The following is a 22,131-nucleotide window of genomic DNA, read 5'->3' as shown; positions in this document are numbered from 1 at the left end:
CCCCAGCCCCTTTCTCAACCCCGACCCAGCGCCTGGGCGTGATGCCGAAGGTGGTCATCGATGAGACTCGCGATGAAGTAGCAGCTGTGGTCATAGCCCGGGTGACGCCGCAGCGTCAGCCGATGTCCTGCCGCGGCGGCGGCACGCTCGAGCGCCTGGGGCTTGAGTTGCTCGGTCAGGAAGTTGTCGTTCTCTCCCCGGTCGTCCAGCAGCGGCAGACGTTCGCCCGCGTCGGCAATGAGTTCGCACGCATCCCAGTCCTTCCAGCGCTCACGATCCGGCCCGAGATACCGCCCCAACGCCTTGACACCCCAAGGGCGATTGGACGGATTGACGATCGGGGAGAAGGCCGACACCGAGCGATAGCGCCCGGGATTCTTCAGCGCGCAGATCAGCGCGCCGTGCCCGCCCATCGAGTGACCGCTGATCGCGCGTGCATCCGACACCGGAAACTGGCTTTCGACCACCGCGGGCAGCTCGCTGACCACATAATCGTACATGCGGTAATGCTGCGGCCAGGGCTGCTCGGTGGCATTGACGTAGAACCCCGCACCCAGACCGAAATCGTAGGCGCCGTCCGGATCATCCGGCACAAGAGCGGTGAGATCCGGACCCGCGTCGCGGGCAACTGGCGCTACGTGACCGCCAAGCCATCGCACCTTGATGCGTGGCCAGTCACGGCCTCGCACCCGATGGGGAACGAGCGGTCGACGCCGGTGTCCTCGTTCAATAGAATGCGCTCCGCCGTCAACCATGCCTGTGCCAGCGAAAAAGAAATGCGCACGAAGGCTTAGCCGGACGTAAAGTGTGTTTCCCACTACCCATATGGAGCGATGAGTGATCGTCCTCAACCTGAGCTGCGAAAATGACCATGCCTTCGAGGGTTGGTTTGCCTCGGCCATTGCGTTCGAGTCACAGCTCGACCGGGGGCTGGTGGCATGCCCGGTCTGCGCATCGACGAAGATCGTACGCAAACTGAGCGCACCGTATGTAAACACCCGCAGTTCGGTTGCCGCGGAGTCAGCGCAAAAGCAGCCCGATCAACCGGCAAGAACGGCTCCGGCATCACTTCCAGCCACCACGCCGACACCGGAAGCGATCGCTGCGGTCATGAAAGCGCTGCGGCAAATGGCAAGCAGTTCGGAGGATGTCGGCAAGCGCTTCCCCGAGGAAGCGCGGCGTATCCACTATGGCGAAACCGAAGCCCGCAACATCAAGGGTCAGGCATCGGCCGACGACGTCGGTGAACTCATCGAAGAAGGCATCATGGTGGTACCGCTGCCACCCGATGAAGGCGAGATGCACTGAGCGGGCCACACGGAGGGTCGACCCGACCCCGCCTCACCCGGCGAACGTCCTAGCAAGCACACTCCCGCACGATCAGCGGCACCCACATTTCGTCGGCACTCAAGCCGCCATGTACACCGAGCATCTCGTGCACCGACTCGCCTGCGCGCGGATCCCAGATCGTCCAGCCGGGCTCCATCAGCATCACGTGGCTACCGAGGCGCTCACGCAACACAAGGTGGTCTGGTCCGCCGCCGAACAACCCTGCCTCGAGCAGTCGCGACGCTTCGACCAGCCGGGCAACGCCTGCGAGCTCAGCCTCCACCCAGGCGGTAAAGGCCGCTTCGGCGCCGGCGCGGTCACCACGGTGACGTTGTCGCCGGAAAGTTCGCTCACCAGGCGTCGATAGGCTGACTCGACCCGCCAGAACTCGGCTACAGCCTCGGCGGAGTTGCAGCCGAACTCGTGGCTGACCGCGTCGAACTCGGCGTAGTAGGCGTGCACGAAGCCGCCCCCTTTGCGGCGCAGCGCCCGGCTTGCCGCCACCACCGAGTCCACCAGGTGCTCCAGGTCGATATGAGGGAGGATCTGCGCGCCACGGCAGTGGCGACGCGAAAATGGCGAATCCGCAATATAGGCGGGCAACAGCGCCACCGAGGCGCGCCGGCGCTGCTCAAACAGGTTGGGATAGGGGAAGAAGTGCTTCAGCGTCGCACGATCCGGGCGAAGCCTGTGTCCCACGCGATCATTCAGTGGCAGTGGTGCCACCACTCCGCCAAATCGACGGTCCCGGACGAACCAGCCGTTGAGTCCATGGGTACGTGGTGCCAACCCGGTCAGCATCGTCGTGACCGCACTCGCAGTGGTCGAGGGAAACACCGAGGTCAGCCTGCGCACACGATCCGCGAGCAAGGACGATCCCGCACCGAAGCGCTGCAGAAAGCCGTCACCGAGTCCATCGACGAGCAAGTAGACCAGGGCCGGCGACTCGTCTGTCGCCCGGCTCCCGCCCTGCCCTCCGAATTGCCAGGGCTCGCCATCGAGAAAGCGCGCGAACGACGACACCAGGCCGAAGATGCCGCCGTCGCCGTAGTCCGGCAGGACGCTGTCTTGCGGCAGGCGAAAGTCTGGACGCTGGACGATCACGAGGCGGTAAACGACGAAAGGAAGGCACGATGGCCTTCCTTTCGCGTGATGCTGGAGCGGGAAACGAGTCACGCACCAAGGCGTTAAGTCGTTGTTTCCCAAGCCCTTTCTCCGCCGAAGCGATCAGCGAAGGCCTTAATTATAGCCTTGTTTTTCAGCCTCGGCAACAAACTTCATCCAAGGACATCCGCTGCGATCCACCTACATCCTCCAAGCTGACCAGCACACCCGCACCTTCACTCCCAACGCCAAACTGATGGCGCCGGAACCGGGGCGATGGCCTCTCCGGCCTTCGCCGTCTCCTGCCTTTACTTTGCTCCAGCCCTCTTGAACGAGAAGCTGGCTCATGGCCGGCGAGCGCACTCCGTATCGCTACAGGCTTGAACTGGCCTGGAAGCCACACGCCGCCCCATGCTATGTCGATATGTCAGGATGATGAAAAAGGTATGGCGCACCTCGATTCTCCGAGTCCCTGTCGCGAGGATGGTCACCGAGTCCAACTCGTGAAACCGCATACCTATCAGGCCATACCGAATCCGTCTTGCTCAGATCGCCACACTTCACAACGCTGATAGCGTGAGCGTTCCTGTCGGCTCGACTCGCCCATCGGTCAACGTCCAGGCTGCCGCTCGATTCTTGCACATCGAGCATACGGCAGCCATCGACGGCAAAGACTGGTGAGGGTGCTCACATCTCTCCAAGAAGCGCGGTTCCTGAACCCACTTCCCGCACAGACCGCGTACCGACTGTGCAGTTGGCAACAGAGGAGTCTGCCATGTAGCTCTCCTGGAAGGAGATGGAGCATGCATCAGAATGAACAAGCGTCAAAGGTGTTCTACCGTCCGATCGAAGCGGCTATCCGCTGGGCTGGGCTACTACGATACGAACATGTGGTCTTGGCCGCGATCTCGTCATCGAGGCATCTGCCCCAGTCGCTGGACTGCCCACGCTGGGATGAGGTACGGCTATACACGGATCGCATCTATGACGGAATCCTCAACGGAGAACTGCCCTTTGGCAAGAACGGCATCACGATCAACGACACCAAGCTGATCGACTCCCCGGAGCTGACCGTCCGCCATGTCGATCTGAAACGGTGGATGCACGAACACTATCCCGGTCAGCGGCCCGGCTTCCTGTTTTCGCGCAGCGAACGCATCGCCCATCCCTTCATCACCGTAGAAACCGGCCAGGCCATGCTGGTCGAACGAATGGCGCTGAAGTCTGCGTTGCAACAGTGCAAGCGCCAACTGCTGGAACTGCAGGAACGGCACGACGCACTACTCAAGCAGTCCACTGCAATCCCCGCTTGCGCCCAATGCCCGATCAGCGACCGCGCCGAGGCCACCTACCTGAACATCATTGGCGGCATGCTGGACTTGATGCTCGGCCAGTCCCCTTCGGGCACACCGTACTCCTGCTTCAAGACTCAGGAAGCCGTCGTGAGCACGTTGATCGCTCATCACGGTGGTGTCATGGGCATCACGGAGCGGACGTTGAACGGGAAGTTCGCCATCGCCAGGCGGCGGCTGCATAGCGCGGCCAACTGAGAGTTTCCAGCTTGTATGTGCAATCGCGGAGATTGCATTTGCAATGTCTTTTCTCGGTGAGGTGTATTCAATAGGTGTCACGCCAACAAACGCCACCGAGCGTTCAGGAGTGACCGCCATGACGCAAACGCCTGTACTGCCTGCAAGTGAACGCCGCATCCTGCGGCTCGATGAAGTCGAAAGCAAGTCTGGTTTCAAACGCGCCCACATCTACAACCTGATGCGCAAAGGCCAGTTTCCGAAGGCGCTGCGCCTGGGCGTGCGCGCGGTCGGCTGGGATTCGATCGAGATCGAGCAGTGGATCGCCGAGCGTCTCAACAACCGCACGTGATCCGCGCTGCCACGGATTTCCCATCCTCGACCGGAGAGCGCCATGCAGGTTGTATCCATCATTTCTACCAAGGGCGGCGTGGGCAAGACGACCACGGCGGCCAACCTCGGCGGGCTCGTCGCCGATGCCGGGCTGCGCGTACTGCTGCTCGATCTCGACGTGCAGCCCACGCTGTCGTCCTACTACGAACTCGCCCACCGCGCGCAGGGCGGCATCTACGAGCTACTGGCTTTCAACGAGCGAGACCTCGGCCAGGTCGTGTCCCGTACCATCGTTGCGGGTCTGGATTTGGTGCTGTCCAACGATCACCGTGGCGAGTTGAACACCTTGCTGCTGCATGCTCCGGATGGACGCTTGCGGCTGCGCCATCTGCTGCCGATGCTAGCGCCCCTCTACGACCTGGTACTGATCGACACCCAGGGGGCTCGCTCGGTGCTGCTAGAGATGGCGGTGCTCGCATCGCACATGGCGTTGTCGCCAGTAACGCCGGAGATTCTTGCCGCGCGCGAACTGCGGCGCGGCACCATGCAGTTGCTCGAAGACATTGCGCCGTACCGGCACCTTGGCATCGAAACGCCACCGCTGCACCTGCTGATCAACCGCGTCCACCCAGTGTCGACCAACGCGCGGATGATCCAGCAGGCTCTGCGCGAGCTGTTCCAGGAGCATGCCGGCATCCGTGTTCTGGATACGGACGTTCCGGCCATCGAAGCCTATCCGCGTGCCGCCACCCGCGGCCTACCGGTGCATCGGGTCGAACATCGCCAGCCGGCGGGCAGAGTTGCGCCCGCAGCACTCGACACCATGCGCACGCTCGCCAACGAACTGTTCCCGCAATGGCACGACCGCTTCGAGCAGGTGGCCGGACACCCATCGCGTGTACTGGAAACCGGGAGGCACCATGGCGAACGCACATGATCTGTCTCGGGGCCACAAGCGGCTGCGCGCGCTGATCGAGTTCGCGGTGAGCGAAGGCTGGCACGTCAAGCGAACGCCGGGCGGCCACCTCAAATTCACCAAGGCCGGCTGCGCGGCTATCTACACCAGTTCGACGGCCAGCGATCATCGGGCTGCGCTGAACGCCCGCGCGCAGATCCGTCGTGCCGAGCGAGATGTCCGTTCTGCCCAAGCTGCCGACCCCCGGGGGGACGGCCATGGCTGACCTGACCTCCCAGGACATGGCCGGCAAGCTGCTCGCTGCGGGCTTTGAACGCAGCAGCCCATCGGCCACCGCTCTGAGCGACCCGATCGCCGATACGCCCATGGTCGTGACGCTTGACCAGTTGCGCCCCTACGATCACGACCCGCGCAAGAAGCGCAATTCCGCCTACGAAGAGATCAAGGCATCCATCCGCGAGCGCGGCCTGGATGCCGCTCCGGCCATCACGCGGCGGCCCGGCGAGGATCACTACATCATCCGCAACGGCGGCAACACCCGCTTGGCGATCCTCCGCGAGCTCTGGTCCGAGACGAAGGACGAACGGTTTTTCCGCATATCGTGCCTGTTCCGGCCCTGGCCCGAGCGCGGTGAGATTGTGGCGCTGACCGGGCATCTGGCCGAGAACGAGCTGCGCGGCGGTCTGACCTTCATCGAGCGTGCCCTCGGTGTCGAGAAGGCGCGCGAGTTTTACGAACAGGAAAGCGGCGCTGTCCTGAGCCAGTCCGAATTGGCTCGCCGTCTGGCAGCCGACGGCTACCCTGTGCCGCAGTCCCACATCAGCCGCATGGCCGATGCCGTGCGCTACCTGCTGCCCGCGATCCCGACCGTGCTCTATGCCGGCCTGGGGCGCCATCAGGTCGAGCGGCTGGCCGTCATGCGCAAGGCCTGCGAGCGCACCTGGGAGCGGTACGGCAAGGGCCGCTCCCTGCCACTGGACTTCGACAGCTTCTTCCAGGAAGTGCTGTCGCAGTTCGATACAGAGGGCGACGAGTTCGCCCCGCAGCGGGTGCAGGACGAGCTGATCGGCCAAATGTCCGAGTTGCTGGGCGTGGACTATGACGTGCTGGCCCTGGACTTGACCGAACTGGAGAGCCGCCAGCGCGCGCTGGCCAGCGACCCGACGCCGCACGCGCCGCCTCCGGCGTTGCCTCAGCCAACAACCAATACGCGGCCACCCGCCGCCACCCCTGCATCTTCAGTCAGTCCGCCATCGGCCACCCCCGCCCCGCGCCAGGACAGCGCGGAGGCTGGCGAGGTGGTTGCAGGAGATCCTGTCGCAGCAGGGAATCTGGTGCAGGAGCACATCGTCTCGCCGGCACCGACAACCGAACGGCTCCAGTCCATCCAGCGCATGGTCGCCGACCAGTTGGGCGATGCGCTGCCGCCCGATTTTTCAACGAGCGTTTTGCAGTCTATTCCGGTGCAGGCCGGTAGCCTTTATCCCATCTCCGACGTCTGGTACATCGACGCCGGCCTCGACGCGCCGGACCGACTACGTGTCCACATCGCGCAGTTCGCGCGCGAGATCGCCGGCGAGGTCCAGTTGGAGGCCTGCATCGAAGAGCGTCCCGACGGGATCGGATTCGCCTGCAGCGCGCGCACCCAATCCCGTTCGCCGCTGGGGGACGCGGTGCTGATGCTGCTGGCGTCCCTGGCCGGTCAGTCCGCCGCAGAGGTCGGCATCGACGGCGGGCAATTCACCACCGAGCTGCCGAAACTGCTGCACGGCCAGGGTGATATGGCCAGGCGGTTGAGCGACACCGCGCTAGTCAAGCTCTTTCGCCTGCTGCGCCTGGCCCGGCGCCTGCTGGACCTAGAAGCCGATCCTTCGGCCTTCGGGTCGTGAGCTAGGGAGGCCCGCATGTCCGCATCGCATCCCCTGAATCAAGCAGTACTTGCGCAAGCCATCTACGACTTGCGCAACGGGCAGTTGCGGCGCTGCAAGGCCATGGGGTTCGGTGAGGCCGAACTGGATGCGCTCAAGCATCCGGCGCTGATCAGCGTGCTGGCCAACGCCAATGTCTCATGGTGCACCGTGACTGTGAACCGCGAAGTGCTGCGGCGCCTGCTCAACCAGGCGCAAGATGTCGAGAAGGAGATCGCCACGGTCGATCGCATGCTGCGCCTGGGCGCCAGCACGGAAATGGTGAGTCGATTCTATGGCTTGACGCACCAGGAAGTCGCCTTGCGGCGCGAAGTCCTCGGTCTGCCTAAGCGCAAGGGTCGCCACCCGGTTCTCGATGAATCCCAGGACACCGAACTGTGGCGACAGTGGAAAGCCGTCACCAGCAGCAGAAACGTCGACCTGGAGGATGAAACCTCGGTTCTTGACGCGGCCATGGACCTGGCTGAGGGCATGTCACTGCCGCTGTCGGTGGTCTGGGCCACGATCAAGGGCTGGGTTGACCAGGGGTTGGGATAGCCCATGGTGGTGGATGAAGCTCCGCGTCGCCAAGGTCCGGTCGCACTTGCCGATCTGTTCGATGGTGCGCTGAAGGAACTTGCACCCGGTCACAGCCTGCCGACACCCGGCGACGGCTTTCTGTTCAGCGGCAACCGACACGAGAGCGTTCCGCGGCGCCTGTTCCTTGATCGCCGGCTGACGCCGCTGGAGCGCAATGCCTGGCAGGTGTTCCGGCTGATGCTCAATGAGGACGGCGTGACGGCGTTCCCTACCTACGAGCAGTTGCGCCCCTGGCTCGCGTCCATGCCCTGCGCGGGCCAGGCCTCGCACGAAACCGTCGCGCGGGCGCTCACGCTGCTTCGCCTGACTCGGTGGCTGAGCCTGGTGCGGCGCAGACGCGATCCCAAGACCGGCCGCCTCCTCGGAAATCTTTACGTTTTGCACGATGAACCCTTGACGCCGTTCGAGGCGATGCAGCTCGACGCCGATTACCTGGCGCTGGTCAGCCAGTCCCTGGGCCACTCGGCCAAGGCCGTCCAGATGGTGGGCCTCAACACCCTGCAGGAAATCGCCGAGGACCCAATGCTGTCCGGCCGCACCTTGCCGTCGCGGTTACAGGTGCTCTCCGAACGTCTGAACCACCAGGGCATCACCGCCGCCGATAGTTATCCACAGGAGGATGCCGCTCACGATTCCGAAGAAGGGGTTTCGAGCCTTCTTCGGAATCACGAACGCCCCTCTTCGGAATCCGAAGCAGGGTTGAAACCCGCGTCAGATGCCTTTCTTCGGAATCCGAAGCAGGCCCGTACTGTACGTAGTAGTTGTATTGATGAAGTACGTACTACCGCGCAGGCGCGCGCATTGGGCGACCTGCAATGGCCCAAGCGCTTCACAGAATTGAAGGCAGAGCAGCAGGCAGGCGCCAGGATGGCATTGCAGCAGGTGGATGGCTCTCTGCGGCAGGCCGTGCTGGATGATTGGGCGGCCCGCTGCGGCAACCATGCGATTCGCAACCCTGCGGGGTATCTGTTCGGCATCATTCAGCGTGCCATTCGCGGTGAGTTCAATGCGTGGGCCAAGCAGACCACGCCCTCACCATCCACGCTCGGGCGACCACCGCCTGAGCCGCCACGCAACGTGGTGCCCCCAGAAGTGGCCCGGCAGCACATCGAGCGGTTGCGCGACCTGTTGCGCAAGCCCTGACCACACGGCCAAGACCATGAAGCAGATGCCAGTAGCTGTCAGTAGAGCTATCCCCTGGGGATAGCTGTGCGCCCGTGTCAGATGTTGGACAGGGCCAGGCCCGTCATCCCCGCACTCGCCCGCGTAATAGTGCGGTCGGCGAGGCTCATGGCGACCAGCTTTCCCTGGCGCTCCTTGGAGCTATCCCCTGGGGATAGCCCGCGCCGCCGGTGGCCACGACGTACACAACCGGGGATGCGCCGGTTTCGGTTTGTTGACTGACTGCCTTCCGCTGCATGCCGATGCTGGCGGTTCCTTGTCCACCAGCGAGCGGTCACCATGGCAACCAGCAACGAACCATTGCAACTCAACCTCGGCTCCCTGCGCAGCGCGATGTCGCTGACGCTGCACACCCACCACGCCTCGCGCATCTGGCATGGCCGCGCCGCTGCCGAGGGGCGGCCGGGCATTGTCGGATTGAACGGCTACATGGCCGTGATGAACAAGATGAAGCGCGGCGCGGAGCAGGACGACCCGTACAGCGATTGGTGGATGCTGCGCATCGAGGAAAAGCTCGACCAGACCAAGGCCACGCTGCAAGCCCTGCGCGAACAGGTCGATCAGGCACTGGCCGGGGTGCCCGCCGCCCTAAGCCTGGGCGAGAACCTCAACGTCCAACCCGTCAAGCTTCCGCTGTTCGTCAATGCCCAGCTCGGCTTTGCCGCCGTCTACCTGCTGGCCGACTACGACGACATTGCACGCAAGCTTATCCTCGCCCACCACACCGCGCTGATCGACCGCAGCACGCTGGAGCGCTGGCTCAATGAGGGCGCCCATGCGCTGCGCAGCCTGTTCAGCCTGGCGCAGCAGTACCGCTACTCGGGCACGACGCGCGATGACTTCGCGGCGAAGAATGCCGCAGCGAGGAACGCAGTCGAGAAGTACGGCGAACTGCCGCAGGAGGTCCTTGAAGGCACGCGCCGCTCGAAGTTCGCGCCGCCTATTGTCCGCCGTGGCCTGCAACAGCGCGGTGACAGTACTGCCGCAGCGGCACCTGACGTCGATGAAGCAACGGTCGCGGCGGCCCAGGAAGAAACTGCCGGGGATGAGCAGGCATGAGCGAACCAAGCCGCGAAACCCGCTACTTCCGGGGCCTGCAACAGGGTGCCTTCGTGAGGTTGGAACACGCCGCCTCTCTAAAAGGCCTTTTAAAACCCTTTAAAGGTAAAGGGGACTTAGAGGCCTGGGCCAGCCAGTGCTTCGCCATGCGCGACGAATTGATTGCCCTGGCGCAGCGACAAGTGCTGCAACAGGTTAGCGGCCATCCCTTTCACCTGCTGCCCGTCGAACTGGCCCAGCAGACCACTGGCGCAGGCACGACGTTTCTGCGCTGGCGCAGGCACGACAGGTCGGCCATGGGCGTGGTCTTGTGGCAGGAGCTGATGGCGAGCACCAGCACGCCGGTCAACTTGCTCTCCGACCTGCACGCGATCGAGCTTCAGCGCATCACGCTGAATATGCAGATCAGCCTGTTGCACACCCTGGGCCGGCAGGCGCAGGAATGCGCCAGAAAGGCCGCCGTCGCGGAAGACACCTATCTGCGCCGACTCGCTTCGATGTCTGCCACTAGGGATGGTCGGTGATTGCGCCAACGCCCCCAGCACGCGCCTAGGCCCTGCGGGGCATGGGTATTTCAACCACCATGGAGATTGCAACATGAGCACGCATTTTTCCGGCGAGGGCAACATCGGTTCGCCGCCCGAGTACCGCGAATTCCCCAACGGCAATGACGAACCCAGCCGCCTGCTGCGCCTGAACGTCTATTTCGACAACCCGGTGCCGAAGAAGGACGGAGGCTACGAAGACCGCGGTGGCTTCTGGGCGCCCGTGGAAATCTGGCATCACGATGCCGAACGCTGGCAGCACCTGTACCAGAAGGGAATGCGCGTGTTGGTCATCGGTCGCATGGAACGCGCGCCCTGGACGGACAGCGATGACCAGCCTCGCGAGACCTGGCAGGTCAATGCCCGCAGCGTCGGCATCCTGCCGTACCGCATCGATTCCGTGGCCCTAAGCCAGAAGCCGCAGGAAGCGGCAGAGCCGAAGACTGCGGCCGCCAAGGAGGAACCTGCGGAGCCGAAAGAGAACCGGCGCAGGAAGTGACACGGCATGGCGGGCGGCGTTCTTCGCCGCCCGCCCACCTGCCGAGCTATCCCCAGGGGATAGTTCCATCAACGTCTACAGACTTCCACGCGCTCCCGCGAATCGCAGCTTCCGGTTTGAATGCCTCTGGCCACGCGCCATCCCGCTCAAGCTACTCCACCCCGTGAAAGCGGTTGCTTCCCCGTGCGGCTTGTTTGCTGCCGCCCCAACATCCGCCCGGCATCCTCGGTTCCAGCAATTCAATGAGCAACGGGAACTGGATGGACGGACATGCGGCTGTTTCTATGCGAGAAGCCCTCCCAGGGCAAAGACATTGGCCGGATTCTCGGCGCTACACAGCGCGGTGAAGGCTGTCTCAGCGGCACCGGTGTGACCGTCACCTGGTGCATCGGACATCTTGTTGAAGCCGCACCGCCCGAGGTCTATGACGCAACGCTCAAGCGCTGGTCCATCGAGCAATTGCCCATCATTCCCGAGCAATGGCGAGTCGAGGTCAAACCCAAGACCGCCACGCAATTCAAGGTTGTCAAGGCGCTTCTGGCCAAGGCGACCCAACTGGTCATTGCCACAGATGCTGACCGCGAAGGCGAATTGATCGCCCGCGAGATCATCGACCTGTGCGGCTACCGCGGCCCCATCGAGCGGCTGTGGCTGTCGGCGCTCAACGATGCGTCCATCCGCGCCGCGCTCGGCAAGCTGCGGCCATCGGCCGAAACGCTGCCGATGTACTACTCGGCGCTGGCGCGCTCGCGGGCGGACTGGCTCGTTGGCATGAACCTCAGCCGCCTGTTCACCGTGCTCGGGCGGCAAGCCGGCTACGACGGCGTACTGTCGGTCGGTCGTGTTCAGACACCGACGCTCAAACTCGTGGTGGACCGCGACCGCGCGATTGCCGCATTCGTCTCCGTCCCATACTGGGCCATCGAGGTGACCCTTTCCGTAGGCGGTCAGGTTTTCTCCGCGCAATGGTCTCCACCCGAGACTTGCACCGACGATGCGGGCCGCTGCCTGCAACAGCCCGTCGCCCAGCAAGCTGCGCAGCAGATTCGAGCCGCTGACCGCGCCCAGGTGGTCTCGGTCGAAACCGAACGCGTGCGCGAAGGCCCGCCGCTGCCGTTCGACCTGGGAACGCTTCAGGAGGTTTGCTCCAAGCAGTTGGGGCTGGATGTACAGGAAACCTTGGAGATTGCCCAAGCCCTGTACGAAACGCACAAAGCCACGACGTACCCGCGCTCAGATTCCGGCTACCTGCCCGAAAGCATGTTCGCCGAGGTGCCCACGGTCCTGGATAGCCTGCTCAAGACCGATCCCACGCTGGCCCCGATTATGGGCCAACTCGACCGCAACCAGCGCTCGCGAGCCTGGAACGACGGCAAAGTGACGGCGCACCACGGCATCATCCCGACGCTCGAACCCGCGAGTATCTCCGCCATGAGCGCGAAGGAACTGGCGGTGTACCGGCTGATCCGGGCGCACTATCTGGCCCAGTTCCTCCCCCATCACGAGTTCGACCGCACCGAGGTAACGCTCACATGCGGCGGACAGGACCTGGTGGCCACCGGCAAGCAGGTTGTCGTCGCAGGGTGGCGTCTTGTGTTGGCCGAGCCCGCACGTGAAGGTGGAGCTGACGATGAAAGCGACACGGCATCCCGTGCCCAGGTGCTGCCGCCCCTACGTGAAGACCTGGCTTGCCAGGTTGCCAACGTCGATTTGAAGTCGCTCAAGACGCTTCCGCCGAAGCCTTACACCCAGGGCGAACTGGTCAAGTCTATGAAGGGCGCTGCGCGGTTCGTAACGGACCCACGCTTGAAACAGAAGCTCAAGGACACGACCGGCATCGGCACCGAGGCGACGAGGGCCAACATCATCAGCGGCCTGATCGGACGCGGTTATCTCGTGAAGAAGGGGCGCTCGATCCGCGCCTCGGATGCGGCTTTCACCCTGATCGACGCGGTGCCCGCAGCGATCGCTGATCCTGGCACGACCGCCGTGTGGGAACAGGCGCTCGACATGATCGAAGCCGGCCAGCTCACGCTCGATGTGTTCATCGACAAGCAGGCCGCATGGATTTCGCAGTTGGTCGCCCAGCATGGCAGCGCGTCCTTGTCCATCAACGTTCCCCTGGGACCAGGTTGCCCGCTATGCGGTGCACCTACGCACCAGCGTAGCGGCAAGAGTGGCCCATTCTGGTCGTGCAGTCGCTATCCTGACTGCAAAGGCACGCTGCCGGTCGAGTCCGGTGCGTCCAAGCGGGGTGGTTCACGCACCCGCCGTGGTGGCGGCTCCCGCAAAGGCGTCTGATCTACGTCGTTCCCCGTGAACCATGCCAACTATCGATGGCATGGCTAGTGTCCCGCATGCCCTGCGGGACGCCCAGCGCGCAACGCCTTCCCGTTTCTTGTGCGCGTCTCGTGCGGCCGCTCCTGGCCGTGAGACCTGAAGGTGATTTCTTTCGCGAACAGCGCCGCGCGCGTTCTCCTGATCTGCGTTCCTTCCGCCCCTGCGAAGGGTCTCCCAATGGCTTGCCAAGCTGAGCGAACCATCGGGAGACCCTTCGCGGTCAGCGGTATTCGGTGCCGGTGCCCGCCGGCGAAACACTGGGCTCCCTTTGTGCGCGGATGTGCGCCAGACGATGCCGGCCCCAGCCACGACATGGGCCGGGTGTGATTGCTGGATGAGCGAACGGTTCTAGCGACGACCGGGCTTGCTCCTCAGCCCACGGGTGGTTCCTTCCTCCCGAGCCGAAGGCCTCGCCGCCTTCGGCGCCTTTCTCCTGCCTTTCAACCGACCGGCCCGTCCGACGGATCAGGGCCCAACGAACAGGAGAACCGACATGCACCATCCATCTCGCCAAGCACCGTTGCTGTACGGCAGCATTTGCAGCGGCATCGAGGCCGTGAGCCTCGCCTGGCAGCCGCTTGGCCTGCAAGCCGCGTGGTTCGCCGAGATCGACCCGTTCCCGCGCGCGGTGCTCGCGCACCACCACCCGAGTGTGCCCAACCTGGGCGACATGACCGCGATCGCCCGCCAGGTCCGCGCCGGCACCGTTCCGGCTCCCGACATCCTGGTTGGCGGCACGCCATGCCAGTCGTTCAGCGTGGCCGGTGCGCGCCGCGGGCTGGACGACCCGCGCGGCGCCTTAACCCTTGCCTATGTGGAGCTTGCAAATGCCATCGACCAAACTCGCGGCCACGACCGCCGCCCGCCAGCCACCATCGTCTGGGAAAATGTCCCGGGCGTCCTCAACGACCGCAGCAACGCCTTCGGCCATTTCCTGGGCGCACTGGCCGGAGAAAGCCGTGCGCTGGAACCGCCAGGGAAAAAATGGACGCACGCAGGTTGTGTGTCTGGACCCCGCCGCCGCATCGCGTGGCGGGTGCTCGATGCTCAATATTTCGGTGTCGCCCAACGCCGCAAGCGTGTGTTTCTTGTGGCAAGTGGTCATCCTGACCTCGATCCCTCAGAAGTACTTTTTGAGTCCGGTGGCGTGCTCGGGAATTCTTCGCCGGGCTTCGCTCCGTGGCAAGAAACTGCCGCCGCTGTTGGAACGGGCACTGCGGCAGCAGGCGAGTGCTCAGGATATGCGGGACTGAAACAACCCTATGGTTCTGCCACGATCACCTTTGGATTCGGCGGCGGTAACACCGCAGGGCCGATTGACGTGGCCGCATGCCTGACCGCCGCACCCGGCCCGAAGAACGACTTCGAGGTCGAGACCTTTTTGGCGCAGTCCGTCAATGGCGGCATCAGCCATACGCTCGGAGCCGCCAACGGTGGCAAGGGTTGCAGCGAGGACGGTACGGGCCGAGGCGTTCCGATCATCGCCTTCACTGCCCAAGGCAGCGGCGCCGATGCCACACTCGGCCTGGCACCGACGCTGCGTGCTGGCGAGCATCGCAACAGCCATGCGAACGCCGGGGTCGTGCCCGCTGTCGCCTTCGCGCAGAACAACCGCGGTGAAGTGCGGTTCGAGTCGGGCCACGGACAGGTGGCTTGCACTGTCCTGTCCAGCGGCAAACCGGGCTACGGGGTGCCGATGGTGGCTTGCGTTGCCCTGCGGGGACGGCAGCAGGGCATTGCCGCCGAACTGGGCGGCGACGTTGCTGCGGCATTGCGCACCAGCGGCGGTGGAGCGGACAAACCCCATGTTCTAGCCCCCACCTTCGAGGCACATCTCCACTACGACTGGAACGACCCCGCCCTCGGTGGCTGGTCGCACTGGCGGGTGCGGCGTCTGATGCCTGTGGAGTGCGAGCGGCTGCAGGGCATGCCCGATGACTACACCCTGGTGCAGTACCGCGGCAAGCCCGCCGCCGATGCACCGCGCTACAAGGCGATCGGAAATTCCATGGCGGTTCCATGCGTAGCGTGGCTCGGCCGTCGGCTATTGCAATGCCTGCACAAGGCGGAACTGTCAGTTTCGGATTGATCCGCGACGCTCCCAACCGGTCACGCCATTCTTCCTCCTGTATTGCCGATGCTTCGGCAACAGCCAGCAGCCAGGGTCTTTCAGGCTGCGCCGTGGGTTTTCCACGCTGACCAACCTTGTCCGCATCGCACCGCGCCGCGGACACGCGCCCACCCCCGGCGTTGGTGCTGCATCTCCAACGGGCCCATCAGCCCATTTCCCCAGGACCGGCCATTGCCGCCTGTCACGCCATGCGGCGGGCGTCGGCGTGTGCCGCTTCATCCCCGTGCCCATCCGGCACAAAACCTCATCCAAGGAGCCATGCCATGTCCACCATACGTCTTCAGACGAACCAGAATCGCCTGATCGAAACCTATCGCTATGCGTTCACCCAGGCCTCGATGCTGGGCGAGCTGCTACAGAACGCCCGGCGCGCGAAAGCCCGCCACATCCACATCTCCGCCGAAGGCGACACGCTCACCGTCAGCGACGACGGCGAAGGCATCGCCAACCTCCAGAGCCTCCTCTGCATCGCCGAATCCGGCTGGGACGAGGAACTGAAGGCCCGGGAAAACCCCTTCGGCATCGGCGTCCTCTCGACGCTGTACTTCGCCCGCAGCCTACGGGTGCATTCGCTGGAAATGGCCTTTCGCGCCACCACCGCCGCGATCATCAACGGCGAGGACATCGACGTCATCGCCGCGCCCGCTCGCATCGGTACCGAGATCCGCTTGTGCGGTGTCGAACCCCCGTACAAGGGGCCGACACTGACCCAGTGGGTCGCCCAGCAACTGGTGCGGCTGTGCGAAGCCTTCCCCGTCCGCGTGACATTCAACGGCACGGAATTTGAGCGCCCGCTGGCCCGGCCTGGTCTGGCCTGGCGGGATACGGAAGTCGGCCAGGTTCTCATCGATCTGGACGGTACGCCGTCTCAGTACCGCTGCTACCTCCAAGGGCTTCCCATCGGCAGATGGCCATCTTCGCAACACCACCAGATCGTGATGCTGCGTGATGACATGATCGCTCGCCCACCGGATCGCCAGCACCTTCTGCACGAGGAAGAGGATGGCAAGCGCATCCAGACTGCGGTCGAACGGGCCTTCCGCCAATCCCTGATCGAAGCCAAGGAACGGCTGTCCGGGGCCGATTTCATGATGCAGTACGCATCCACGTGCCTGTCTTCATCGAACGCTGACCTGCTCAGCAACGTCCCCTTTGTGCCGCGCAGCTGGTTTCGCGACTGGACCCATGAGCCGCCAGGCTTTCGCAGTCATTGGACCAGGTACTGGGATCGTCATCACGCCGAAGGCGTTATCGCCCAGGAAGTACTCCAGGAGGCCGGTGTCTGGTCCATCGATGCAGAAGACGATGACGATGTGCCGACCGCCGAGGTCTATCTGGCGGCCAGGCAGGCCTTCCTGCTGGAGGAGCACCGTTTCGATGGTGACCACTGGCTGTTCGATTTACTCCACTACGCAGACCCTGATCAGGTCGGCATTCACCACGGCGAGGTGATCCATGTGGACGACGGCCTGCCATTCAATAGCGACATCAGTGGCGTCACCTTGGTCGGAACTCTGTCCGCCAGCATTGGAGGAGACACCCGCGAATATGCGGTATCTGCCATTCGCAGGCACGACCGACTCTACGTGACGCCGCACGCGGGTGACGTCACCCGCCTGTTATCCGACTACATCTTCGACGACCGCTACGACCAAGGCCGCGAGGACGCGGATGCGCAGACCATCGCCACGTTCATCGCAGTCGGCTGCTCGGTTTCACCTGCCCGTGCCATCGAGGAGCTGCTACCAAAGTCCTGGCGATACACCCCGCAGCCCAAGCTCGCCGGTGCCACCGTGCGCCTGAGCTTCGACACTGAGGGCAAGCTCACCAGCGTGGAGTAGTCCTCCCTTCCAGCTCCCTTCGGGGAGCTTTTTTTTGGGCGTGGCAATCCGTTAGCGATGAATTCAGATTGCTGGATGACGCACGGAGGCGCCACACCGATGCTCCTTCGCATGTGTTGCTGCTGTCGCAGCACCATACCCGCAGCCAGGGTGTCCAGGCTGCCGTGGGTTCCGCCCACGCCACCCGCCAGTTCGCCCCGACATCTCACCGGCGAACGCTGCCCACCGGGGCATCGATGCCTCCTTTCTCCAACCCACGGGATGGTTGCCACATCCCGCCAGGGGCGTGTCATCACCCGGTCGACATCAGGACTTACCATGGAAACCAACACCCAAGACCGCATCACACTGAAGAATCTCAAAGTGGCAGATTTCGCCAGCGAGGAAACGCTGTGCTTCACCGCCACCGTGCTGTTCGACGGCAAGCCGGTTGCCACTGCCAGCAACGACGGGCACGGCGGCTCCACCCGCCTGCTCGCACTGAAAGGCCAGCGCGATCGCTTGTCCGAGGCCGAGGCCTTCGCAGCCAGCTTGCCGCCGGACGTCAGCGAGCACGTCGATCCCAACGACAACGCGTGCCGGTTCACCATCGACATGACGCTGGACTACCTGGTTGACGGGCTGGCCAACACCATGCACGCCGATCGCAAGCTGCGCAGTGCGTTCAATCGCGACATCGGCAACAAGGTGCTATTCATCAAGGACGGCAAGCTGCTGTTCCTCAAGGGCATCAAGCTCAAGGCCATCGTCGATCGCAAGGCGTACTTCGCTGCGCTACGCAGCCGGCGGGCCCAGCCCATCGTGATCCTCGCCGAACTGGCGCCGGACGAGGCATTCGGACTCTGGAAGCAGCACGTTCTGGGGGACAAACCCGACTAAACCCGCGCCTTCGCATCGACCTTGACGGCCCCGCATTCGCGGCGGGGCCGTCTTCATCCGATGCACATCAATCAGGGGCAGATCGGATTCCGATTCCAGGCTGACGCAGCGCGGCCCGTGCACGAAGCTGCCCGCATGTTCGCTGATTCGTCAGCACATGCCAGCAGCCAGGGTTTCAGGCTGCCGCGGTTTTTCCGCGCGACCCGCCAGTCCGCCTCGCATCGTCCTGCGGATGAGCGTTTCCCCAAGACGCCGATGCCTTTTGTTCAACCCTTCGGGAAGTTCCGCTCCCGGCCATTCTTCCAGGAGAAATCCATGTCCTCCGTTTCCTCGCCCATCGTGGTGGATGCTCGGCAAGCCCGTGCTGAATCCATCGGCTATCTGGCGCTGGCCTACACGGGCAAGCGCTTGCCTCTTGACGTGCACCTTAGCGCCGCTGGCCACTACATCGGCACGGCAGACAAGGACGGGCCGGTATCGCGTGAGTCCGAGCACTACTTCCGCTCGTACCAAGCCGCCAGCAAGGCCCTGACGAAAGGCCGCTGGCAGCAGCGGCTCCATCCCTGAATCCTCTTTCAAGGAGATTGCTCATGAACCAGTCCGTTCCCCACGACGTGCTCGACCTGATCGCACGGGAAGACCGGCACTTTGCCCAGGCGCCCGAAGCGTTCTTCCAGGCCTGGAAGCGCGGGGTCCAGATTGCCGGCCACGAGTGGTTCGGCGATGGCACCTGCGAGGGGCTGCAACGCGCCACAGAGAAGTGGGATCTGCGTCCGAACCTGCTGCGGCTCAATGACGCCCTCGGCGTTTTGAGTGGAGGTCAGCGGATGTTCCTCGCAGCCATGGTGAGCTTCTACAACTCCCGTGAAGGCGGGGCGATGCTCAGGCGCTGCCAATTCGAGGGGCTGTCCGATTTCGGTGGTCTCGACTTGGAACGCCGCAAGGTACTCGCCGACCTGCTGCTCAACTACAGCGGCTGGTGAGCTTGCCTGCGCGCTACGCCGTTCTCATTTTTCCAACCCCACGAGGGACATGTGTCCCATCCGGGGCCATGTCCCTCCCTTTTATCCAAGGAGTGCTCCATGGCCCGAACCCCATCCATCGCCGTCGTCATTGAAGGCGGCCTTGTCAAAGTCACACTCGTCGAGGACTGGCCAAGCCACGTTCCACTGCCGCGCGTCGTCATTGTCGACTACGACGATGAGGGTGCCTCAGATGATGAACTAACGACGTTCAACATCGGGAACGACGTTCTCGATGCACGCTGCCATGAAGAAATTCCCAGCGTGTACGAATCCTTTACCAAGCCCGCGCTTTCGCCGCGTGCCGTGCTTCGTGCTCTCGGTGTAGCCGCCGACGATGACGACGAACAGCCGCCGCTGGAGGTCGCACGCCGCGTCCGGCAAGAGATTCTCGATCTGGACGCCCGCATCAACGTCACGGGGCAGGCTCCGACCGGCAGCGATTACAACGAGCTGTACGTCCTGGCCAACTGCGGCCTGATCGAGGTGCTGAAGTCCCTGGGCGATTCGACCAACTTTGGCGAGTAGCACTTTTCTCCCATAGCCCGCGCCTCCCGACGGTGGGCTTATCCCTGCGGATGCCATGTCCGCAAGGGCTGGCTCCGCTCACTTTTCCGAAAGGAGCCACCATGGCAAACAACTACTACGAGGGCACTGGTGTTCTGGTGCTGGATCGTGTGACACCCGTCATCAAGGCGCTGTTCGGCGCTTTCGCGCTGGATGCAAGTTATCCCGGCAACGGGCAGGCCTATATCGCCCAGATCGCCGAAACCAACGATCCTCAATGGGACGACGTACTGGAAGGCCTCGCCGATCTCGCTGCCACGCTGGGGCTTGATCTGCCCGATCAGCAAGGCGATTCGCCGCTGTCGGGCGTTCTCGAAGTCCTTGCCGAGCACTTCGGTGCCGACCAGGACGAAGAACTGGAAAACCTGATCGAGCATCATCAGTTCGAGGATGGCGCCGAATTGGAGGCGCTGCTTCTGATCGCTACCTGCTTCGATGACGGCCATCACCTGAGCGCCATCCAGTTCGAAGGCTGCTGGTACTGCAGCAAACCACGGCTATTCGAGTTCGGCGGCAACGGCGTAAGCGCTCACCCAGCGGCGTCGTTGCTACGCAGCGCGCCTTGAGATTTCCGAGCGCAACGGCGCTTTCCCGAAGTGCTGCTTCCACAGTCTGGGCGTGAGCTGCGCGACGTCGGCGGCCGGGTGCTGGGCGACGCGCTGCAGTACGTCGACGAGATAGTCGTAGGGATCGAGCTCATGCAGCCGACAGGTCGCAATCAGGCTCTGGACGACGCCGACGTGCTGGGCGCCGAGCTCGGTCCAGCTGAACATCCAGTTTTTCCGACCCAGCGGAATCGGCCGCAGCGCCCGTTCGAGGTGGTTGGTATCGATCGGCACATCCGGGTCGGCGAGGAACACTTCCAGTGCCGCCCGTCGCTTGTGTGCGTAGATCAGCGCCTTGGTCAGCGGGTTGCTCGGTAGCAGCCCCTGCGCGTCCAGGCGCTCCTGTACCCAGGTGAAGAAGGCCGTCACGATCGGACGGGCGTGATCGAGCCGGTACTCGCGCTTGGCCTCGCCCTTGAGCTTGTCGTCGCGGATCTTCGCTTCGACCGCGTAGAGCGCACCAATGAACTCGAGCGCCTTGGCCGCCAGCGCTGGCTCGGCCGCCTCGGCGTTGATGAATTCGCGCCGGCAGTGCGTCCAGCACTGCGCGTGCGTGAGCCCGGTCTTGCTCGCGTAGGTCTCGTAGGCGCCGTAGCCGTCCGAGAGCAGCACACCCCCTTCGGTGGGCTTGAGCCCGAGCACCTTCTCGACGTTGCTGTGGGCGCGGCTGTCGAAGAACGGGAAGCAGATCTCGTGCAGTTCGCCATACACCGGCCAGAAGTAGCAGGCCTTCATCTTGCCCGGGCCGGCACGGCCGGCCTTGATCGGGGTTTCGTCCATGGCCTTGACGCGACTGGCACGGATCGACGCGAGCTGCGCCTCGTAGATCGGCGTGAGCAGCGCGGCCGCCTGCGCAGCCAGTTGCGTGAGCCAGGCGCGGCTGACCGTGATGCCAGCGTCAGCCAGGCGCTGATGCTGGCGGTACAGCGGCAGGTGCCAGGCGAACTTGTCGAGCAGCAGCCCGACCAGGAAACTCACGTCGGCGCGGCTGCCCTCGAGCACCCCGACAGGCGCCGCCGGGCAGTGGATCGTCTGCGTGTCGCGGCGCTTAATGACCGGGCGCACGTACTTGAGGATCACGTAGCTGCCCGGGCGCTGCGCCAGGCGATGGCTGAGCTTCTCGCCGATCACCTCGAACTGGTCGGCGGCAAGCCCCTCGGTCTCGGGGTTGGCGAGCGTGATGGTCTCGACCGGCACGCGCGTCTCGTCGAAGAACAGCGCCGATTCGTCCTTGTCCTGGGCGTAGTCGGTGCGCGACGCACGGCGGGTGTGTCCCGCCACGGTCTTGCCGGGGACATCGGGCTGCGTGTCGGGGATCGGTAGCTCGCCCAGATACATCTGCGCCGGGTCCGGTGGGACCAGGCGCTTCTCGCTCTTCTGGCCGAAGAGCTGGCGGCGGAACCACTCGAGCTGATGTTGGATGGTCTGCACTTGGCGCTGCAGATCCTCATGCGCCTGGGCCAGTTCGACGACGCGCTCGGGCGCCCACTGGGCGGCCTCGGCAAGGGTCGGAACGGGGGCGGAGTGCGGCGCGGGCATGGCGCATATTTTACCGTATGACCCAGCATTCATGCGGGTTACACGGCGTTTGCGGGCAGTCGGAAACGGCGCTTGTAGCGTGCCGGCTCGATGCCTTCGAGCAGCAGCTTGAGCCCGGTCCAGTCCATCTGGCGCGTGCGAACCTGCGCCCAGTTCGACACGAAGCGTCCCTGTTCGCGGCGCTTGGCCCACACACAGAATCCG

24 protein-coding genes are annotated in these 22,131 nt (G+C 63.9%); 19 read left to right on the top strand and 5 right to left on the bottom strand.

Features of this window, described 5'->3' with window-relative positions; all coding sequences use genetic code 11:
* Positions 1-14: 14 nt before the first annotated feature.
* Positions 15-689, bottom strand: coding sequence for an alpha/beta hydrolase-fold protein (locus GPA21_RS12030; RefSeq protein WP_422614205.1), 675 nt, complete (start codon positions 687-689; stop codon positions 15-17).
* Positions 690-837: 148 nt separating this feature from the next.
* Here GPA21_RS12030 and GPA21_RS12025 point away from each other — a divergent pair, with 148 nt between their 5' ends.
* Positions 838-1,308 carry a DUF1178 family protein gene (locus GPA21_RS12025; protein ID WP_168988404.1) on the top strand — a complete coding sequence of 157 codons (471 nt, stop codon included), beginning with the start codon at positions 838-840 and terminating at the stop codon, positions 1,306-1,308.
* A 49-nt stretch (positions 1,309-1,357) separates the two neighbouring features.
* Here GPA21_RS12025 and GPA21_RS21180 read toward each other — a convergent pair whose 3' ends face one another.
* Positions 1,358-1,492 carry a hypothetical protein gene (locus GPA21_RS21180; RefSeq protein ID WP_281355945.1) on the bottom strand — a complete coding sequence of 45 codons (135 nt, stop codon included), beginning with the start codon at positions 1,490-1,492 and terminating at the stop codon, positions 1,358-1,360.
* A complete protein-coding gene (locus tag GPA21_RS20945; RefSeq protein ID WP_339379893.1) occupies positions 1,492-2,433 on the bottom strand; it encodes an alkaline phosphatase family protein in 942 nt (313 codons plus the stop codon). The genes GPA21_RS21180 and GPA21_RS20945 overlap by 1 nt, the downstream gene beginning before the upstream one ends.
* Before the next feature lie 803 nt (positions 2,434-3,236).
* Here GPA21_RS20945 and GPA21_RS12015 point away from each other — a divergent pair.
* From GPA21_RS12015 to GPA21_RS11930, 18 genes are all read left to right on the top strand, one after another.
* Positions 3,237-3,983, top strand: coding sequence for a hypothetical protein (locus tag GPA21_RS12015; RefSeq protein WP_168988403.1), 747 nt, complete (start codon positions 3,237-3,239; stop codon positions 3,981-3,983).
* Positions 3,984-4,101: 118 nt separating this feature from the next.
* Positions 4,102-4,314, top strand: coding sequence for an AlpA family transcriptional regulator (locus GPA21_RS12010; RefSeq protein ID WP_058064709.1), 213 nt, complete (start codon positions 4,102-4,104; stop codon positions 4,312-4,314).
* 42 nt (positions 4,315-4,356) lie between these two features.
* Entirely contained in the window at positions 4,357-5,232 is an 876-nt protein-coding gene (locus GPA21_RS12005) for a ParA family protein (protein WP_168988402.1), read from the top strand.
* Positions 5,216-5,476, top strand: a complete 261-nt coding sequence (locus tag GPA21_RS12000; RefSeq protein ID WP_168988401.1) for a hypothetical protein — start codon at positions 5,216-5,218, stop codon at positions 5,474-5,476. Before GPA21_RS12005 ends, GPA21_RS12000 begins: the two co-directional genes overlap by 17 nt.
* Positions 5,469-7,100 (top strand): ParB family protein, encoded by a 1,632-nt coding sequence (locus GPA21_RS11995; protein WP_168988400.1) that lies wholly within the window; start codon positions 5,469-5,471, stop codon positions 7,098-7,100. Before GPA21_RS12000 ends, GPA21_RS11995 begins: the two co-directional genes overlap by 8 nt.
* 15 nt (positions 7,101-7,115) lie before the next feature.
* Positions 7,116-7,676: a DUF2857 domain-containing protein gene (locus GPA21_RS11990; RefSeq protein WP_168988399.1), complete on the top strand. Its 561-nt coding sequence runs from the start codon at positions 7,116-7,118 to the stop codon at positions 7,674-7,676.
* 3 nt (positions 7,677-7,679) lie between these two features.
* Complete coding sequence (locus GPA21_RS11985) at positions 7,680-8,861, top strand: STY4528 family pathogenicity island replication protein (RefSeq protein ID WP_168988398.1); 1,182 nt, start codon at positions 7,680-7,682, stop codon at positions 8,859-8,861.
* Positions 8,862-9,200: 339 nt separating this feature from the next.
* Positions 9,201-9,959, top strand: a complete 759-nt coding sequence (locus GPA21_RS11980; protein ID WP_425483700.1) for a PFL_4669 family integrating conjugative element protein — start codon at positions 9,201-9,203, stop codon at positions 9,957-9,959.
* Positions 9,956-10,483 (top strand): DUF3158 family protein, encoded by a 528-nt coding sequence (locus GPA21_RS11975; RefSeq protein WP_168988396.1) that lies wholly within the window; start codon positions 9,956-9,958, stop codon positions 10,481-10,483. Before GPA21_RS11980 ends, GPA21_RS11975 begins: the two co-directional genes overlap by 4 nt.
* A gap of 73 nt (positions 10,484-10,556) precedes the next feature.
* Complete coding sequence (locus GPA21_RS11970; RefSeq protein WP_168988395.1) at positions 10,557-11,003, top strand: single-stranded DNA-binding protein; 447 nt, start codon at positions 10,557-10,559, stop codon at positions 11,001-11,003.
* Between the two features lie 270 nt (positions 11,004-11,273).
* Positions 11,274-13,304, top strand: a complete 2,031-nt coding sequence (locus tag GPA21_RS11965) for a DNA topoisomerase III (RefSeq protein ID WP_168988394.1) — start codon at positions 11,274-11,276, stop codon at positions 13,302-13,304.
* A 559-nt stretch (positions 13,305-13,863) separates the two neighbouring features.
* Positions 13,864-15,432, top strand: a complete 1,569-nt coding sequence (locus GPA21_RS11960; protein WP_425483699.1) for a DNA cytosine methyltransferase — start codon at positions 13,864-13,866, stop codon at positions 15,430-15,432.
* A gap of 305 nt (positions 15,433-15,737) precedes the next feature.
* The gene (locus GPA21_RS11955; RefSeq protein ID WP_168988392.1) at positions 15,738-17,315 is read left to right on the top strand and encodes an ATP-binding protein; all 1,578 of its coding nucleotides are present in this window, start codon (positions 15,738-15,740) and stop codon (positions 17,313-17,315) included.
* A 318-nt stretch (positions 17,316-17,633) separates the two neighbouring features.
* On the top strand, positions 17,634-18,194 hold the full coding sequence (locus tag GPA21_RS11950; protein ID WP_168988391.1) for a hypothetical protein: 561 nt from the start codon (positions 17,634-17,636) through the stop codon (positions 18,192-18,194).
* A 315-nt stretch (positions 18,195-18,509) separates the two neighbouring features.
* Positions 18,510-18,761, top strand: coding sequence for a hypothetical protein (locus tag GPA21_RS11945; protein WP_168988406.1), 252 nt, complete (start codon positions 18,510-18,512; stop codon positions 18,759-18,761).
* Positions 18,762-18,784: 23 nt separating this feature from the next.
* Positions 18,785-19,177 (top strand): hypothetical protein, encoded by a 393-nt coding sequence (locus tag GPA21_RS11940; protein ID WP_168988390.1) that lies wholly within the window; start codon positions 18,785-18,787, stop codon positions 19,175-19,177.
* 99 nt (positions 19,178-19,276) lie between these two features.
* Complete coding sequence (locus GPA21_RS11935) at positions 19,277-19,744, top strand: hypothetical protein (protein ID WP_168988389.1); 468 nt, start codon at positions 19,277-19,279, stop codon at positions 19,742-19,744.
* A 101-nt stretch (positions 19,745-19,845) separates the two neighbouring features.
* Positions 19,846-20,349, top strand: a complete 504-nt coding sequence (locus GPA21_RS11930; RefSeq protein ID WP_246261927.1) for a hypothetical protein — start codon at positions 19,846-19,848, stop codon at positions 20,347-20,349.
* On the opposite strand, the gene tnpC is transcribed toward GPA21_RS11930, so the two are convergent.
* Positions 20,332-21,927, bottom strand: coding sequence for an IS66 family transposase (gene tnpC / locus GPA21_RS11925; protein ID WP_168988388.1), 1,596 nt, complete (start codon positions 21,925-21,927; stop codon positions 20,332-20,334). The two genes, GPA21_RS11930 and tnpC, sit on opposite strands and share 18 nt — an antisense overlap.
* A gap of 38 nt (positions 21,928-21,965) precedes the next feature.
* A complete protein-coding gene (locus GPA21_RS21350; RefSeq protein WP_422614206.1) occupies positions 21,966-22,088 on the bottom strand; it encodes a hypothetical protein in 123 nt (40 codons plus the stop codon).
* Positions 22,089-22,131 lie beyond the last annotated feature (43 nt).

The sequence above is a fragment of the Azoarcus taiwanensis genome (assembly GCF_012910885.1).
Taxonomy (GTDB): Bacteria; Pseudomonadota; Gammaproteobacteria; order Burkholderiales; family Rhodocyclaceae; genus Azoarcus_F; species Azoarcus_F taiwanensis.
Note: the sequence above shows the minus strand (reverse complement) of the source record. Positions and strands in the feature narration are given on the sequence as shown.

Bases quoted from the DNA above. Each gene is read 5' to 3' on its own strand.
- GPA21_RS12005 (WP_168988402.1), top strand. From the start codon at position 4,357: ATGCAGGTTGTATCCATCATTTCTACCAAGGGCGGCGTGGGCAAGACG.
- GPA21_RS12015 (WP_168988403.1), top strand. From the start codon at position 3,237: ATGCATCAGAATGAACAAGCGTCAAAGGTGTTCTACCGTCCGATCGAA.
- GPA21_RS11930 (WP_246261927.1), top strand. From the start codon at position 19,846: ATGGCAAACAACTACTACGAGGGCACTGGTGTTCTGGTGCTGGATCGT.
- GPA21_RS11970 (WP_168988395.1), top strand. From the start codon at position 10,557: ATGAGCACGCATTTTTCCGGCGAGGGCAACATCGGTTCGCCGCCCGAG.
- GPA21_RS11965 (WP_168988394.1), top strand. From the start codon at position 11,274: ATGCGGCTGTTTCTATGCGAGAAGCCCTCCCAGGGCAAAGACATTGGC.
- GPA21_RS11985 (WP_168988398.1), top strand. From the start codon at position 7,680: ATGGTGGTGGATGAAGCTCCGCGTCGCCAAGGTCCGGTCGCACTTGCC.
- GPA21_RS12000 (WP_168988401.1), top strand. From the start codon at position 5,216: ATGGCGAACGCACATGATCTGTCTCGGGGCCACAAGCGGCTGCGCGCG.
- GPA21_RS12010 (WP_058064709.1), top strand. From the start codon at position 4,102: ATGACGCAAACGCCTGTACTGCCTGCAAGTGAACGCCGCATCCTGCGG.
- GPA21_RS11945 (WP_168988406.1), top strand. From the start codon at position 18,510: ATGTCCTCCGTTTCCTCGCCCATCGTGGTGGATGCTCGGCAAGCCCGT.
- GPA21_RS11950 (WP_168988391.1), top strand. From the start codon at position 17,634: ATGGAAACCAACACCCAAGACCGCATCACACTGAAGAATCTCAAAGTG.
- GPA21_RS21180 (WP_281355945.1), bottom strand. From the start codon at position 1,492: ATGCTGATGGAGCCCGGCTGGACGATCTGGGATCCGCGCGCAGGCGAG.
- GPA21_RS11995 (WP_168988400.1), top strand. From the start codon at position 5,469: ATGGCTGACCTGACCTCCCAGGACATGGCCGGCAAGCTGCTCGCTGCG.
- GPA21_RS11935 (WP_168988389.1), top strand. From the start codon at position 19,277: ATGGCCCGAACCCCATCCATCGCCGTCGTCATTGAAGGCGGCCTTGTC.
- GPA21_RS11940 (WP_168988390.1), top strand. From the start codon at position 18,785: ATGAACCAGTCCGTTCCCCACGACGTGCTCGACCTGATCGCACGGGAA.
- tnpC (WP_168988388.1), bottom strand. From the start codon at position 21,927: ATGCCCGCGCCGCACTCCGCCCCCGTTCCGACCCTTGCCGAGGCCGCC.
- GPA21_RS11955 (WP_168988392.1), top strand. From the start codon at position 15,738: ATGTCCACCATACGTCTTCAGACGAACCAGAATCGCCTGATCGAAACC.
- GPA21_RS11990 (WP_168988399.1), top strand. From the start codon at position 7,116: ATGTCCGCATCGCATCCCCTGAATCAAGCAGTACTTGCGCAAGCCATC.
- GPA21_RS11975 (WP_168988396.1), top strand. From the start codon at position 9,956: ATGAGCGAACCAAGCCGCGAAACCCGCTACTTCCGGGGCCTGCAACAG.